This window comes from uncultured Desulfosarcina sp. (assembly GCF_963664155.2).
Taxonomy (GTDB): domain Bacteria; phylum Desulfobacterota; class Desulfobacteria; order Desulfobacterales; family Desulfosarcinaceae; genus Desulfosarcina.
This window is the reverse complement of sequence record NZ_CAXXXH010000001.1, coordinates 435,756-449,892: the sequence shown is the minus strand read 5'-3', so window position 1 is coordinate 449,892 and position 14,137 is coordinate 435,756. Positions and strand designations below refer to the sequence as shown.

Annotated in this window: 11 protein-coding genes; 5 read left to right on the top strand and 6 right to left on the bottom strand. The window is 56.5% G+C overall.

From position 1 onward, the window contains the following. Positions 1-9: 9 nt before the first annotated feature. From ACHZBS_RS02170 to ACHZBS_RS02150, 5 genes are all read right to left on the bottom strand, one after another. Positions 10-3,369: an AsmA-like C-terminal domain-containing protein gene (locus tag ACHZBS_RS02170; protein WP_319404888.1), complete on the bottom strand. Its 3,360-nt coding sequence runs from the start codon at positions 3,367-3,369 to the stop codon at positions 10-12. Between the two features lie 89 nt (positions 3,370-3,458). Beyond that, the gene (locus ACHZBS_RS02165) at positions 3,459-5,162 is read right to left on the bottom strand and encodes a DUF6909 family protein (protein ID WP_319404887.1); all 1,704 of its coding nucleotides are present in this window, start codon (positions 5,160-5,162) and stop codon (positions 3,459-3,461) included. A gap of 222 nt (positions 5,163-5,384) precedes the next feature. Beyond that, entirely contained in the window at positions 5,385-6,203 is an 819-nt protein-coding gene (locus tag ACHZBS_RS02160) for a transporter substrate-binding domain-containing protein (RefSeq protein WP_319404886.1), read from the bottom strand. Positions 6,204-6,274: 71 nt separating this feature from the next. Continuing rightward, positions 6,275-6,709, bottom strand: a complete 435-nt coding sequence (locus ACHZBS_RS02155) for a hypothetical protein (RefSeq protein WP_319404885.1) — start codon at positions 6,707-6,709, stop codon at positions 6,275-6,277. A 23-nt stretch (positions 6,710-6,732) separates the two neighbouring features. Further along, positions 6,733-8,175 carry a DNA integrity scanning protein DisA nucleotide-binding domain protein gene (locus ACHZBS_RS02150; protein ID WP_319404884.1) on the bottom strand — a complete coding sequence of 481 codons (1,443 nt, stop codon included), beginning with the start codon at positions 8,173-8,175 and terminating at the stop codon, positions 6,733-6,735. 375 nt (positions 8,176-8,550) lie between these two features. Between ACHZBS_RS02150 and ACHZBS_RS02145 the strand changes: the two genes are divergently transcribed. From ACHZBS_RS02145 to ACHZBS_RS02125, 5 genes are all read left to right on the top strand, one after another. Continuing rightward, positions 8,551-9,417, top strand: a complete 867-nt coding sequence (locus tag ACHZBS_RS02145; protein ID WP_319404883.1) for an acyl-CoA desaturase — start codon at positions 8,551-8,553, stop codon at positions 9,415-9,417. Between the two features lie 51 nt (positions 9,418-9,468). Further along, positions 9,469-10,716, top strand: a complete 1,248-nt coding sequence (locus ACHZBS_RS02140) for an FAD-dependent oxidoreductase (RefSeq protein WP_319404882.1) — start codon at positions 9,469-9,471, stop codon at positions 10,714-10,716. After that, positions 10,713-11,480: a DUF1365 domain-containing protein gene (locus ACHZBS_RS02135; RefSeq protein ID WP_319404881.1), complete on the top strand. Its 768-nt coding sequence runs from the start codon at positions 10,713-10,715 to the stop codon at positions 11,478-11,480. Before ACHZBS_RS02140 ends, ACHZBS_RS02135 begins: the two co-directional genes overlap by 4 nt. Before the next feature lie 16 nt (positions 11,481-11,496). Then, a complete protein-coding gene (locus ACHZBS_RS02130) occupies positions 11,497-12,795 on the top strand; it encodes a cyclopropane-fatty-acyl-phospholipid synthase family protein (RefSeq protein WP_319404880.1) in 1,299 nt (432 codons plus the stop codon). A gap of 224 nt (positions 12,796-13,019) precedes the next feature. Further along, positions 13,020-13,220, top strand: coding sequence for a cold-shock protein (locus tag ACHZBS_RS02125; RefSeq protein WP_319404879.1), 201 nt, complete (start codon positions 13,020-13,022; stop codon positions 13,218-13,220). Between the two features lie 507 nt (positions 13,221-13,727). On the opposite strand, the gene ACHZBS_RS02120 is transcribed toward ACHZBS_RS02125, so the two are convergent. Continuing rightward, entirely contained in the window at positions 13,728-14,132 is a 405-nt protein-coding gene (locus ACHZBS_RS02120; RefSeq protein ID WP_319404878.1) for an Hsp20/alpha crystallin family protein, read from the bottom strand. Positions 14,133-14,137: the final 5 nt, after the last annotated feature.

The following is a 14,137-nucleotide window of genomic DNA, read 5'->3' as shown; positions in this document are numbered from 1 at the left end:
CCTCGCCTTTCAAGGGGTGCCTGGGGGAGACTCGGCGGTTGATGGGGCGATCAATTTGGATGATTCCTCCACGGCGAATTCCGAAGCGCTTTGGACCAGTTTGAAGGGGGCCTTCAATGTTCTTCCCATGAGGTTGAGAAGCCCTTCTCCAACGGCCAGTGGCGACATGGGCGTGACCTTGATGTCGGCCAGCGGTCCGGTGACATGCAGGGGGATTGAAATCAGGGAGCCGCCGGCGATGTAGTTGACGATGGGGATTTTGTTGACGATCCGGTCAATGGTCTTCAATGGGGCCGCCAGCAGCGAGAAGTCCGTTTCGCGGGTATCGAGCGCGATGGTTCCCTGGCCGGTGATCTTCAGGGAGTTTCCGTCCAGCAGGATCTCGCTGAACTGCAGTTTTCCTTCCCCGATATCGGCCTTGGCATAAGCTTTGGCGTAACCGTATCCGGCTTCCGTGAGATCGGATTGTCCTCCGGTGAACATTTCGGTGATGTTGAGAACGGAAAAGATCTTCATGAGCACGTTGGAATACTCGATTTTTCCGTTGTCCGATGAAAATTCCATATGCCCGGACATGGATCGGGTCGGGTTTTCCGGAGTCGGCGGCAGGTTGATTTCACCGGTAAGGTCATATCGCGCCTGCGCTTTTACCGGTTTTTGCCAGAGGCAGTTGGCCGTCTCCTGAAGCGATGCGCCCGTGGCCGTCGGGGTGATGTGCAGACTCATCCCCCGGGGCGAGAATCCCAGCTTCCCGGTGGTGGAAATGCCGCACAAATCCGCCTGGTTGATCTGAACCTGGGTGTTCTCGCCGTCCAGGCGGACATCGGCCCGCACCTGGGACCAGGTAAACCCGCCGTAGGTGAAGTCGTTCGCCTTGAGGTGGACCGCTCCCCGCGGCGTCATTGCCGATGCGGCCGCGGTTTGCCTTGGCGTGTCCGCTTTCTCCCTGTCGATGGGGTGGAGGGTTCGGATCAACTCCTCGTCCAGGCGGTCGGCGTCTACGTTGAGATCAACGGTCAGGCTGCCGTCGCTGCTGTCCAACATCCCATCGACCTTCAACAGGCTATTGCACACGTATATTTCCGAGGGTTCGATCTTCAGTTTTCCACCGTAGCCGTCGATGGAAAATTGCCTCACGTCGATGGGGTCCGGGACCAGACCGAGAAAATGCAACCCTTCTCCCGCCAGTTTTCCGGTAAATGAAGACTTAAGCGGTGAACGGGTGTCGAGTACGGCGCTAAAATCGCCCTCGATCCGGCCGGACAAAATCGGGTTGTGTTCGAGAAGGCGGTCGGCCGTGGTCTTCCCCACGTTGCCGGAGAAGCTGACCTCGATTCCATCGGCGCGTTTGCGGGCGGCGGCGGTTGCCCGTGAACTGCCGTCGGCAAACTGAATCCGTCGGATCTGCCAGTCCTGCGGGGATACGGTAAAATCCGCAAACAGGTCGACGCCGCCGGCCGTCTTCATCCCCCCCATGAAGGAGAGGGTTTTCGTTTTGGACCAATCGATGCTGATATTGGAAAGATTCACCGGCGGTTTCATCTGCAGGTGTCCGGGGATGTGTAGCTTCGCGATCACCCACGCGAGCGCTTCCGGTCCCATGGATCCGTCGATCCGACACGCTACCGATTCAGGATCGATGATGCCGTTGGATTGGTATGACGAAACAAAGGACCCGTCCAGGAACGCTATCTTTACGTTGGTTGCCCGCTCCTTCCCGGGCATGTAGGTGATCTCACCGCCCGAGAGGCTGACCGCAAACGGCACGACGGGGCTGGTGAGGCGCATATTCTCCGGTGTTCCGGATATTTCGAACGCCCAGTTTCCCGGTTCGGTGAGCGGACCGTTAATATGCACTTTAGATAGGCGCGCACCGCCGGTCACCGATTCGATATAGTTCTTGATTCCTGAAAGATCCTTGAACGCAGTGAGCCAGTCATGCAGCGGTGCTATATCGACCGCCACCGAAGGGCTCGATATCGACAGGGTCGCTTCTTTTTCCCAGTCGATGGCGGCATCCAGTTCCTTGAAGGTGGCCCCTTTGAAATGGCCGCTGACATTCTTAAACGCCACGTGCCGGTCTTCGTAGATCACGTTGCCATCCATGCGCTCAAGATCGGCCTCGATGCCCGGGAGAGTAACCAGACCCCGGGACAGGTGGCCCGCCGCTTTCATTTTTTTCATATGCCATCCGGTTTCGTCGACATCGAATCCGGCAGAATAGGAGGCATCGGTCAAGCGTCCCTCTTTGGCAACGGAAAAGGCGGTGCGGATCTCGTCCAGGTCGCCGGCGATGGCACGGGTGGCCGCACCGGCGACGGCCACATCCAGCCCTTCGGCGGTGGCACGTATTTCGACGACGGATCGGTCCGTATCACTCGTGTGCGTGAAGCTGGCGGCGGTAGAAAGTTCCAGTGCCGGTTGAGCCGATTTAAGGGAATCGATGGTTATCGACAGGTCTTTGCCGGCGCAGTCAACGGCACCTGAAACGGCGACCGTGTCCAGCTTCAGGCTCAGGCCCTTGCGCATGACCGTCAGGAAGGGAAAATGAATGTCAAACCGTCCGTTTACCGCTTCAGGCCCGTTGAGGGTGAAGGTGGCGTTGACCGTCGCGTGGGTATCTTCGGTGGTGATGCCGCCGGGAAGGGATGCATGGAACAGCAGGGGGCGCAGGTTGATGTCGGTCAGGGTGATTTTCCCGCTGGCCTGCCGGGTTTGAATGTCGGCGGCGGCACTGAGGGCCAGCCGGCCGGTAATATCTGATCGGCAGCGCAGATTCAGCGACAGGTCGCCGTCATCATTGACTGCAGATGCATTGATCGCGTCAATCCGAATATCCGGCGCATCGGTAAACATCAGGGTCACCGTTCCCCCCTCGATCTTCAGTTCCGTTCCCGGGTCGATGGCGGCCAGTGCGCCAAAAAGACCGCCGATGGCCGTCCTGATTCCATCCTCGAGAGAACGGCTGGTCTTCTCCACCGGCATGTCCGGCTTCTTCATCGGGTCCGAATCCATGAAGACCTTGGCTTCGGGGGTAATCAGGGCCAGCCGGCGGATGCTCACCCGGCCTTTCAGGAGGGGCAGGATCCCGGGGTAGACCGACAGTTCCCGCGCAGTGACATCGAAGGCGTCCCGCCGACGCAGATGAATGTCCCGGGCCTTCAAGTGGGGCATGGGAAGAAAGCTGATGTCCAGGCGGTCATAAACCAATACGCCGCCGGTAGCCTGGGCGGTTTTGGTGACAATGAACGATTTCACCATGTCGCGGTTGGCCAGCAGGTGGGTGGTCAGGACAGCGGTCAGCAGCAGGACCATGACCATGCCGGCGCACGCCAGACTGACCATGAGAAGCTTCCGGGTGCGGCGCATTTATTTTCCTTTGAAAAAGGGGAACCGGATGATCGGAGCCAACAGGCCGAGCATCCGGACAAAGTCGTTACGCGGCGGGTTTTTCGGTTTCATGGCATCGGTCTTTCCGGTTTACCGGTCCTCAGGATCTTTTCGAGAATGACCCTGGTGATCAGGTAGGTGGGTTTGACCCCCTCCTTACCCATGGCTCCGGCGGCCAGGGTCCTTCCCGTCTTGATGGGGTTGTCCGAGGCATAGTAGGCATAGCGCACCGGCATATCTTCGCGGGCGTTGCCCTTGATGATGGCCGCGCTGATGGCCCGCTGGAAATGGCCGCCCTCCATCTCCAGTCCGATGGTCTTCCAGTCCGTCTGAAATTTTTCCAGCATGTCCCTGTTCTGCAGCGAGGTGCCCAGGACAGTGACCAGAGGTCCCACGTAAACCTTCTCCGTGTCCGGGAAATCCGACGGCGAAAGGTCGTTGTCGACCCGGTAGTTGTCCGAGGTGCCTTCGAAAACGTGGGCCGTGGCCAGCATGATGTCCCCCTTGTCCCCGGTCAGGATGCCCGCCTTGCCCATAATGGAAATGGAACTGTAGTCAAAGGTGACGGTGCGGCCGTCCTTGACATAGGTATCCAGCAGATTTTCCATTATTTCAAATGCCTGTGCGCCGAAGGCATAGTCGATCACGAGGATGACCGGAGCGGTTTCGGCCGATTCTGGGATCGTGATGTCGAGATCCGGGTGCAACGCCAGTCCCTTCAGGTGCGAGGTGTCGATGAACTGGCAGTCAATGTGGGCGCCGGAACGGTCCGGCAGTGCGAAAAATCCATGCGCCGCGGCAAACGTTTCGATCTCGTCCTGATGTTGGCGCAGGTCATGGAAAAAATCATACCGGTTGCCCTGGGTTGTCCGCCCGTCGGTCTGCAGTGCCGCAAACCCGTAAAGGACATTCAACACGCTGTGGAGGTTGGCGCTGATAATGTGGATCGGCCGCTGGTGAAGGTTCTGTCGAATCAACTTCTCCTTGATATCCGAGGCCCACTTTTTTTCATACTCCTGCTGCCCGATGATCCGCATGAGCGACGGGGTCAGGTAGATGATGATGGCGTCATTGCGGTTGTTGTGTTCGGCCTCGATGCGCTGGCCCAGGCTGTGGATCAGGTGGAACAGCCCGTTGTTGCTGCCGAATTGTTTTTTGTTGGCCTCAAGGTAGTGAAACGTGTCCCGGGTTTCCCGGTAGGGGCGGCCTAAGATGATGCTCAGGCTCCACAGGGCCTGGTCCAAAACGGCATCGGAGAACGGGTCCCGATGACGAACGGTTTTTTCCAGTTCGCTCCATTCGATGGTGAGGCTGCCGGAATCGTCGGTCATGCGGCTGTGGATCTTGCGGGCTTCCACCACCAGGAAGGTCATATGGGTGAGGATGTCGTATATCTCGCTCAGGCCCCGGGTGATCACGAAACACATTTCGTTTTGTCCCACGCGGTAGCAGGTCCGCCGACGTTTCAAGGGGAGGGTCGGCTGCAGCGTGTCGTTTTTAAACGGGTCCTCCTCGGTGAGGATGATGCGATTGCACTCTTCGATGCCTTTGGGCAGCCGGTCGATGACGTATTCAAGCCCCTTGAGTTCCACGATGCGGGGGTCGTTCATGCTGCCGTAAATTTCCGGGCTCAGGTTCCGCAGGCACTGCTCCAACGCTTTGCCCATTTTTCCGCAGGGGCGATAGAATCCGCGAATGGCCGATGCGTCGGTCAGGGTCTTGAACTCACGAATGGCATGCCGGGCTTTCTGGGCTTTGGTGAACTCCCTCACAGGACCTCCTTTATCCACTTCCTATCGGGGGGAAACGGATGGCTGTTTTATACCATATCCGGGGATGGGTTGAACAGGTGTAAACGAGCCGGAGGGAAACGTGATCGTTGGCCAGCGGGGTTTTTTCTCAAAGCGGGTCAACGTGTTTAGATGCGCATGGAGATGGACGGGTGTCCCGACAGGCTTGCGGTTTCCCCGTACTTGCCGCAAAACGTCATGACGCTACTTGAGATTCGACAGCCAGGACGGATCTTCAAACCATTTGACCTTAAGCTTGATCAGCTCGTCGGATTCCCGCATGGTATTGAGAAAGTTGGTGGTCCAGTTGATCATCTGGGCATCTCCGGCCGGCATGGCGATGCCCAGCGGTTCATAGGTAAACGGGGTGATCAGCGAGACCAGACCTTCGGCGGGGTGACGCAGCAGCGACAGCACGCAGACGTGGTAGTCGGCCACCAGGGCGTCCACCTGGTTGGTGAGAACCATTTCGACGGCCGCATCGTAATTCCTGGCAGTGATCAGACGGGCTTTCGGCATCATGGTTTCGACCAGACTGGCAGATGTCGAACCTTCCAGGGCTGTGAAGGCAAACGCTTCGGAATTGAGTTTCGAGGTGTCTTCGGAGGTCACCAGGGACTTGAACTTGGTCAACAGGGCTTTGCCGGAGAGGTGATAGGGGCCGACAAAAGCTACCTTCATGTTTCGTTCGGGGGTGATGGTCATGCCGGAAATAACCATGTCGACTTCACCGGCCTCCAATGCCGGCAGGAGCTCGGGAAAGGGTTTGATCACCAGACTCAGTTTAACGCCCATGGCGCCGGCCATATAACCGGCCAGATCCACATCCAGTCCCATGGGAACGCCGGATTTGTCCAGCATGTTCAGCGGCGGCATATTGGCGGCCGTGCCCACGCGCAGGACCCCTCTTTGGGCAATTCGGTCCAGGTCTGAGGAATTCATGGTACCGCTGTTCATATGGGCACACGCTGTGGCAAAAGCAAGAACCAGCAACAGCAGCAGGTCCCGTTTAACTCGTTTCATTTTTTTCCTCTACGTTTCCGCAAATGATAATCGGTTCAGCCCATCAGGTCGTTCGACGGGTGGGCCGGCGGTTATTCCCAGCCGACCACCTCGTATCCTTTTTCGAAAAGGCAGCGTTCGACGATCCTTCTGAACACCCGGGGGGGATTGTCCTGGGCCATCATGCCCGCAGTCATGGATGCGACGCCGCCTCCCACGGCTCCGGCAACGGCTCCCCGGCCGGGGTCACCCCCGAGAACAGCTGACGCGGCAGCGCCGGCGGCGGCCAGGGCGGCAGCGTCAGCCGCCGCTTCCTCGGATACCTGCGCCGAGCTATCTTCACTGGCGCCGGCCTTTTGAGCTATCAACCAACAGTCGTCAATATCCGCCTGGGCCTTCTCGCTGCCCATGATTTCAAAATGGGCATTGGGGTAGAGAATCGGCCGTTTTGTCGATTCGAAGGCTGATATCGGCAGAGGAGACAGCAAGATCAGAAGGCATACAAAGACCTTTGTGATTCGATTCATAAGGAACCTCTCCGTAACTATCTCTATTCACTGTTGCGACCCACCCACCGGTCCAGGGGGATCGGCTGAACAATTCGGCATGATATGGGCTTCCATTGGCAGGCGGCGCTGATTTCGACTCCGGATTGAATGATGGATACCGGTCGGTCCGACGAGACCACTACGATGATTATGTTCGCATGCTCGGCGGTGAACCGCAAGGCCGAATTGTAGCGAGCCCCGCGGGCCCGGTTTTCGACTTCGATGGCCCGTCCGTCCAGCAGGCAGGCAAACCCGTGAAGGTGAATGTCGGCACCGATATGCAGGGCACCGTCCACCCGCAGCAGGGATTTGGCCAGCGCGAGGATCGCCGGTTCACGCAAGTCCAGGGGACGGTCGAAGCGCTGGCCGGAAATGACCACCGGCGAGGGATTCATGTCCAGAACCAGGGTGGCACCGTGCTTTTGGTCTTCAGCCTGGTGAACTAGTTCAACAATGATTTTAAAAACGGTGTTGCCGGTTTCCGGATCGAGGTCCGACTCCAGCAGTGCCTCTTCCAGATGGACCAGGTTGGCCCGCCGGGTGGTGGACTGATAGGTACCGTCGGCAAAACTGCACACCGTGTCGTCAACAACCTTCAGAAAACCGTGGCCTCCCCTGAAATCGGCGGTAATGGTAAAATCGGGCAGGCTGTCTGCGCCAATTCCAACCACGCTGCGGCCGTCGGAAATCAGTTTCCGGGTTGACTGCTCAACGGCGGCCAACAATTTGCGCACATGCTTGATGTTTTCCATGGTAGGCTGTTCAGACGGTGAGAACTGGGCCAGGAAAGGCATGCGGGCCACTGTCTGGGGTTCTACGAAAACCAGCTCCCCCCGGGGCCAGGCACCCTCTTCCCGTGTCCGTGACAGTTCCAGGATCGCATCCAGGATGGGATAAATGCGCAGCCGGGTGTCCCAGCCCAGCAGCACGTTCATGCGGTCCACCACATCATCGCGGACGGCATGGGTGGCGTATTCCCGCAAAAAACCGCCCGAAATACCGGTGTAGAAAACACTCTCGCTGGCCATGTCGTGGGAGAAGCGCCAAGCGGCGTGCTCCAACCAGCGTTCGGTGGGGCCGGTGCTGCACATGTCCGGGTGATGCTCGGTAAACCACATCTGGTAGTAAACGGAGCCGGATCGGCCGCCGTAGGAGATCAGGCCGGTCATTTGAAGATTCTTTTCCGGTTTGATGTGGCTGTATTTCAGGCTGCCGCGGTGGATGGGAAGGTGGTTTCGCCACTCCTGGTTTTCGATATACAATTCCTTCAGGCGGGGTTCGTGACCGGATAGAAGATTCTGCGGATCGAAGATGAACATGGGATCATCGGCTCCAAGGGCAAAAACAATAGCCGCCCGGCTGGGGCCGGAGAAGTGGGACAACCCGTCGCGAAGGCCATCCAGGGTGTCGCCGAAACAGTGGCAGGTGAACGTGCTGAGGGTCAACGTGATGTTCCGTAGCCTTGTGGATTCGGTAAAAGGACCATGGACAATACTCTGTCCACGGTCTTAATCGACCCCATGGATTTTGTCAATCGACTGCCGGGATGCTGCCCGTGGCACCTTTCCGATCTGTTTGCATCGATAGTTTCTACCTACCAGAGTGCCGTCGATGGCTCCCCATTGTTTTCGCAGATACATTCCTTAGAATTGACTTGACGGCTGGGTCATTTTAAAATGGAAGTAGGGTGTGAACTGAACATCTTCTCCTTTCGATCCGAGCGTTGCACAATCAGAAAGTCCAACCACCGAACGAGAAATAGATGAATGGTCAATAACTACATATATGCCTTCTTGAGATGGATTGATTCAGAAGCGGGGATGGAGAACCTTCAATCAGGCGGTTTCGAAAAGACGGTCGATTGGCCGAGAATCCTTCCGTTTGTTCTGCTTCACTTGGCATGTCTGGGCGTGATTTGGGTGGGGTGGAGTCCGGTGGCGGTGTGGACGGCCGTTGTCCTCTACCTGCTGCGCATGTTTGCCATCACCGGTTTTTATCACCGCTATTTTTCCCACAAGGCATTCAAGACCGGACGCGGCTGGCAGTTTGCCTTTGCCGTCATAGGCAATGCCTCGGCACAGCGGGGCCCCTTGTGGTGGGCAGGGCATCATCGCCATCACCATCGATTCGTCGATACGGAAAAAGATGTCCACAGCCCCTCACAGCACGGTTTCTGGTGGAGCCACATGGGGTGGCTTACCTCACGGGCCAACTTTGTGACCCCTTACCGGTATGTCCAAGAGTGGACCCGTTTTCCCGAACTCGTCTGGCTTAACCGCTTCGATACGGCAGTTCCCATCCTGCTGGCAACGGCTCTCTACGTTTTCGGTGCCCTGCTGAAACGGGCCGCACCCGAACTGGGAACCAGTGGCGGCCAGATGGTCGTATGGGGGTTTTTCATCTCCACGGTGGTGCTCTTTCACGCCACGTGCACCATCAATAGTCTGGACCACATGGTCGGTACCCGTCGGTTTGATACGCCGGATACCAGCCGGAACAACGCACTGCTGGCCCTGATCACCCTGGGCGAGGGGTGGCACAACAACCATCACTACTTCGCAGTATCGGCCCGCCAGGGCTTTCGCTGGTGGGAAATCGATATCACCTACATACTGTTGAACCTCATGGAAAGGGCCGGCATCGTCCGGGACCTGCGGCCGGTGCCTGAAAGACTCCGATCAGGATAGCATGTCTCCGGCAGGTTATTTCCAGTCCGCTTCAGACAGGGAGGAAGGTTAATGCGCATCGCCATCATCGGCACCGGCATTTCCGGGATGACATCGGGTTACCTGCTGAGTGAAGATCACGAGGTGACGGCCTATGAAGCCAACAGCACGATCGGCGGCCATACCGCCACCGTGGATGTCCCGTTAAATGGTCGCACCTGGCCGGTGGACACCGGTTTCATCGTCTTCAACCATAAAACCTATCCCCATTTCACGCGATTGATGGACCATCTGGGCGTTGCTTCTCAGCCTTCGGTGATGAGCTTCAGCCTCCAGGATTTCCAAAGCGGATTGGAGTTTTGCCCCAGCAGTTTCAATTCATTGTTCATCCAGCGCAGAAATCTTTTGCGCCCGGCTTTTTATCGTATGCTGGTCGATGCGATGCGCTTTCGGCGTGAGGCCCGCAAGCTTCTCGATTCAGGCGATGATCGGACAACCCTGGAAACCTACCTTGCCACCCACCACTACAGTGCCTTTTTCATCAACCACTTTCTGATCCCCATGGGTGCGGCCATCTGGTCGGCGGGTCCGCGCACGTTTCGTCAATTTCCGGCGCGCTATTTTGTCGAATTTTTTGAAAACCACGGTTTTCTGAACATATCCGATCAGCCTCAATGGCGGGTTATCAAAGGGGGTTCCCGGAATTACATCGGCCCCATCACCCGACCTTTTTCCGCCCGCATCCGCCTGAACCGCCCGGTGGTGGCCATCACCCGTTCACCGGACAAGGTGGTGGTAAAGACCGCCGACGGTCGTGCCGACAACTATGACCACGTGGTGATCGCCACCCACTCCGATCAGGCCCTGGCCATGCTGGCCGACCCGTCGGCAACCGAACGCGCGGTCCTGGGTCCTATCGGCTACCAGGAAAACCAGGTGGTGCTGCACACCGACACATCCGTGCTGCCTTCCAAAAGGGCGGCCTGGGCCAGTTGGAATTATCTGACCCCCGAACGAGCCTCGGACCGGGTGGCCCTGACTTACAACATGAACATGCTCCAGGGCCTGGATGCCCCGGAAACCATTTGCGTCTCCCTGAACATCGGCGACCGCATCGATCCGGAGAAAATCATCCGCCAATTCGTCTACCACCATCCGGTCTATACGCCGGAGAGTCTTCTGGCCCGCCGCCGGCACGCGGAAATCAGCGGAGTGAATCGGACCTCCTTCTGCGGGGCCTACTGGGGGTACGGGTTTCACGAAGACGGCGTCAACAGCGCCATGGCCGTGTGCCGCCCCTTCGGGAAGGGGTTGCCATGAACAGCGCCATCTACCGTGGAACCATCCGCCACCGCCGTTTTACCCCGATAGGGAATGAATTCCGATACCGCCTGTTCTTTATGTTTCTGGATCTGGCCGAATTGCCGGGGGCCTTGAACGTTCACCCCTTGTGGTCGGCGGATAGGGTGAATCTGGCCTATTTCCGCCGCCGGGATCATTTCGGCGATGTTCGGGTCCCGCTGGATCGGGCACTGCGGGCCTACGTGGAATCCAAAACCGGGCGGCGGCCCACTGGCCCGATTCGCATGCTTACCCACCTGCGCTACTTCGGTCACTGCTTCAACCCGGTGACGTTCTACTACCTGAACGACGACAGGGATGTTTACCTGGAGACCATCGTGGCCGAGATTGCCAACACCCCCTGGGGGGAGCGGCACCTGTATGTTCTGGATGATGCCGGCAACATCCATCCGGATCGACAGTGGCGCCGGTTCAGGTTTTCGAAGGAATTTCACATTTCGCCCTATATGCCCATGGACATCGATTACGATTGGCGGTTTTCGGTTCCCGGAGACCGCCTCAATGTGCATCTGATGAATTTCAAGGACGGGCAGCGGGTTTTCGACGCCACCCTGAATCTTTCCAGGACACCGATCAACCGGCGCAACCTGACCCGGATGCTGCTTCTCTACCCGGCCATGACCGTCAAGGTTATCACTATGATCTACTGGCAGGCACTCAAACTGAAACTAAAGCAGACCCCGTTTTATGACCACCCAGGTGAGAAGATGCATGTGATTTAAAGAAGGAGGTATCACCATGACCCCCACAACCATTATACCCAAAAAAGAAACCGTCTCGGTTTCCGGCCCAGTCCGTTCCCTCAATGGCGCAGGGCGCCGTCTGGTAATGGCGATGCTGGAAAAGCTTCAATATGGCCGGCTGACCCTAAGGGACGGCCGGATGGAGAAGACCTTCGGCCGTGAGACCACCGAATTTACAATATCGGCCACCATCCGGGTTCACCGCGAGGACTTTTACCGTTTCTGCGCCTTCGGCGGCAGCATCGGGGCGGGCGAGGCGTTCATGCTCGGCTACTGGACCACCGAGGACCTCACTGCCGTGATGCGCATCATCGTCCGTAATCAGCAGGTGTTCGGGGAGATGGACCAGGGTTGGACCATGCTCTCCCGTCCCGTCAATCAGATCTTCCACCTGATGCGTAGGAACACGCCCACCGGCAGCCGGGAGAACATCATGGCCCATTACGACCTGGGAAACGACTTCTACCGACTCTTTCTGGACGAAACCATGACATATTCCAGCGGCATCTTCGAGACACCGGAGAGTACACTGAAGGCGGCATCGATCGCCAAGTATGACCGGCTGTGCCGCAAGCTGGATCTCGGTCCGGACGATCACGTACTGGAGATCGGGACCGGCTGGGGCGGATTTGCCCTCCACGCGGCAAAGAAATACGGATGCGAGGTTACCACCACCACCATATCCCGGCAGCAGTACGACTACGCCAAGGGGGAGATCGAAGCGGCAGGGTTGTCCCGCCGCATCCATTTGCTGAGATCCGACTACCGGGAACTGACCGGTCAATATGACAAACTGGTCTCCATCGAGATGATCGAAGCCGTGGGCCACCAGTACTACGATACCTTTTTCCGGGTCTGCGACCGACACCTGAAGGACAACGGCCTCATGGCCATCCAGGCCATCACCATCGCCGACCACGCCTTCGAACAGCATAAAAAATCGGTTGATTTCATCAAACGCTACATTTTCCCGGGAAGCTGCATTCCTTCGATAGCGGCCCTGCTGGCAGCCATGTCCAGGTCAAGCGATCTGCGCCTGTTTCATTTGGAGGACATCACTCCCCACTACGCCGCCACCCTGCGGGTGTGGCGGGAGCGGTTTTTCGACAACATCGACCAGGTCCGGGAACTGGGCTTCGAAGATGCGTTCATCCGCATGTGGGACTACTATCTGAGCTACTGCGAAGGGGGATTTATGGAACGCTATATTGGCAACGTTCAGATGGTTTTTGCCAAACCCCATAACACCCGGGCACCCATTCTGGCGGAAATTGGCCTGAAAAAGAGTTTATGATTTTATTATCAAATTGTTACGCCGATGCTGCCGAATGAATTGAATTTTCGGTAAGAGACACACAATTTTCTTGATTTCCCCCATAACCGTGTTATTATTCACGTTAATCGAAGGTCCGTTTCAGCTTGGCGGACCGGTTTCGTAATGAAGGTGGTGGTCATGTTCGTCCAGTGGCACCCTTTATGTATGAAGCAAGAGAATTTTATTGAAAGGAGGGTGCCAGCATGATTAACGGCGTAGTGAAGTGGTTCAACAGCAGCAAAGGCTACGGCTTCATTGAGCAGGAAGATGGGCCGGATGTGTTTGTCCATCATTCAGGTATCAATTCAAGCGGTTTCCGGTCTCTCAACGAAGGCGACCGGGTCACTTTTGAGATTGTCCAGGGTCCCAAAGGACCGTCGGCAGCCAACGTAACGGTCGTCTAAAGTATCGGCCCGACCCAAAATTCAAAAAGGGGGTATGCGTGATGCAATGCGCATATCCCCTTTTATTTTCACATTAGTGAATGCCGAAGTTAAATGATTTTTCGTTTGGAAGGGAAAACATTGATTTTGGTGATCAAGGGTGAGCATCAACTGGTATAAACCATTTTGATATCTATAAATACAACCTTGATTGAAATATCCAGCGCCAAGATAGATCGCGGAAACCTAAAGCTTTGCATTTCGTATGATATGATCTGGCTAAGTTGAGTGTGAGAATCCGGTTCTTCTTCCCTTTGAATTGAGTTAATTTGAAGCTGGTTTCAATTATGAGGTGGTAATTACCGATTCTTTCTCGTAGGGACGACCTGAACGCCCCCCCTTGATGCCAACTAAAGACAAAGATGTCTTGGCCGTTTTCTTTTTCAGATAATCCATCCACTTGCCTGATACATAATAACCAATAGGAGACCCGATGCCCGTCAGCTCGGGTCTCCAGGTCGTTAGAAATTATCTGGCGGTTACCACAATCTGGCGGGGGATCGCCTTTTCGGCCTTGGGCAAGGTCAGGCGCAGGACTCCGTCCTCAAGCTTGGCTTCGATCTTGCTCTGATCTACCCCCTCGGAGAGAGTAAACTGTCGGTAATATCTTCCGATTTCAAACTCGATGAGCACATCCGATTCATCTTTACCTTCAAACGGTTTCACCTCTCCAGAGATACTCAACACGCTATCATTTAAATCGATTTTGACATCGTTGGGGGCCACACCCGGCATATCTGCCAACAGCTTGAGTTGCTGTTCGTTCTCGAATATATCAACTTCGGGCGTGAATACTATACCCGGTCTGGTTTGCTCGGCAGGGCTGGCCACCTCTTGTTTATCCTTTACCTGAAGTTCTTTGGATTCAGCCATTTTTT

Excerpts from the sequence above, each read along its gene's own strand:
- ACHZBS_RS02170 (WP_319404888.1), bottom strand. The coding sequence starts at position 3,369 with ATGCGCCGCACCCGGAAGCTTCTCATGGTCAGTCTGGCGTGCGCCGGC.
- ACHZBS_RS02160 (WP_319404886.1), bottom strand. The coding sequence starts at position 6,203 with ATGAAACGAGTTAAACGGGACCTGCTGCTGTTGCTGGTTCTTGCTTTT.
- ACHZBS_RS02155 (WP_319404885.1), bottom strand. The coding sequence starts at position 6,709 with ATGAATCGAATCACAAAGGTCTTTGTATGCCTTCTGATCTTGCTGTCT.
- ACHZBS_RS02145 (WP_319404883.1), top strand. The coding sequence starts at position 8,551 with ATGGAGAACCTTCAATCAGGCGGTTTCGAAAAGACGGTCGATTGGCCG.
- ACHZBS_RS02140 (WP_319404882.1), top strand. The coding sequence starts at position 9,469 with ATGCGCATCGCCATCATCGGCACCGGCATTTCCGGGATGACATCGGGT.
- ACHZBS_RS02135 (WP_319404881.1), top strand. The coding sequence starts at position 10,713 with ATGAACAGCGCCATCTACCGTGGAACCATCCGCCACCGCCGTTTTACC.
- ACHZBS_RS02130 (WP_319404880.1), top strand. The coding sequence starts at position 11,497 with ATGACCCCCACAACCATTATACCCAAAAAAGAAACCGTCTCGGTTTCC.
- ACHZBS_RS02125 (WP_319404879.1), top strand. The coding sequence starts at position 13,020 with ATGATTAACGGCGTAGTGAAGTGGTTCAACAGCAGCAAAGGCTACGGC.
- ACHZBS_RS02120 (WP_319404878.1), bottom strand. The coding sequence starts at position 14,132 with ATGGCTGAATCCAAAGAACTTCAGGTAAAGGATAAACAAGAGGTGGCC.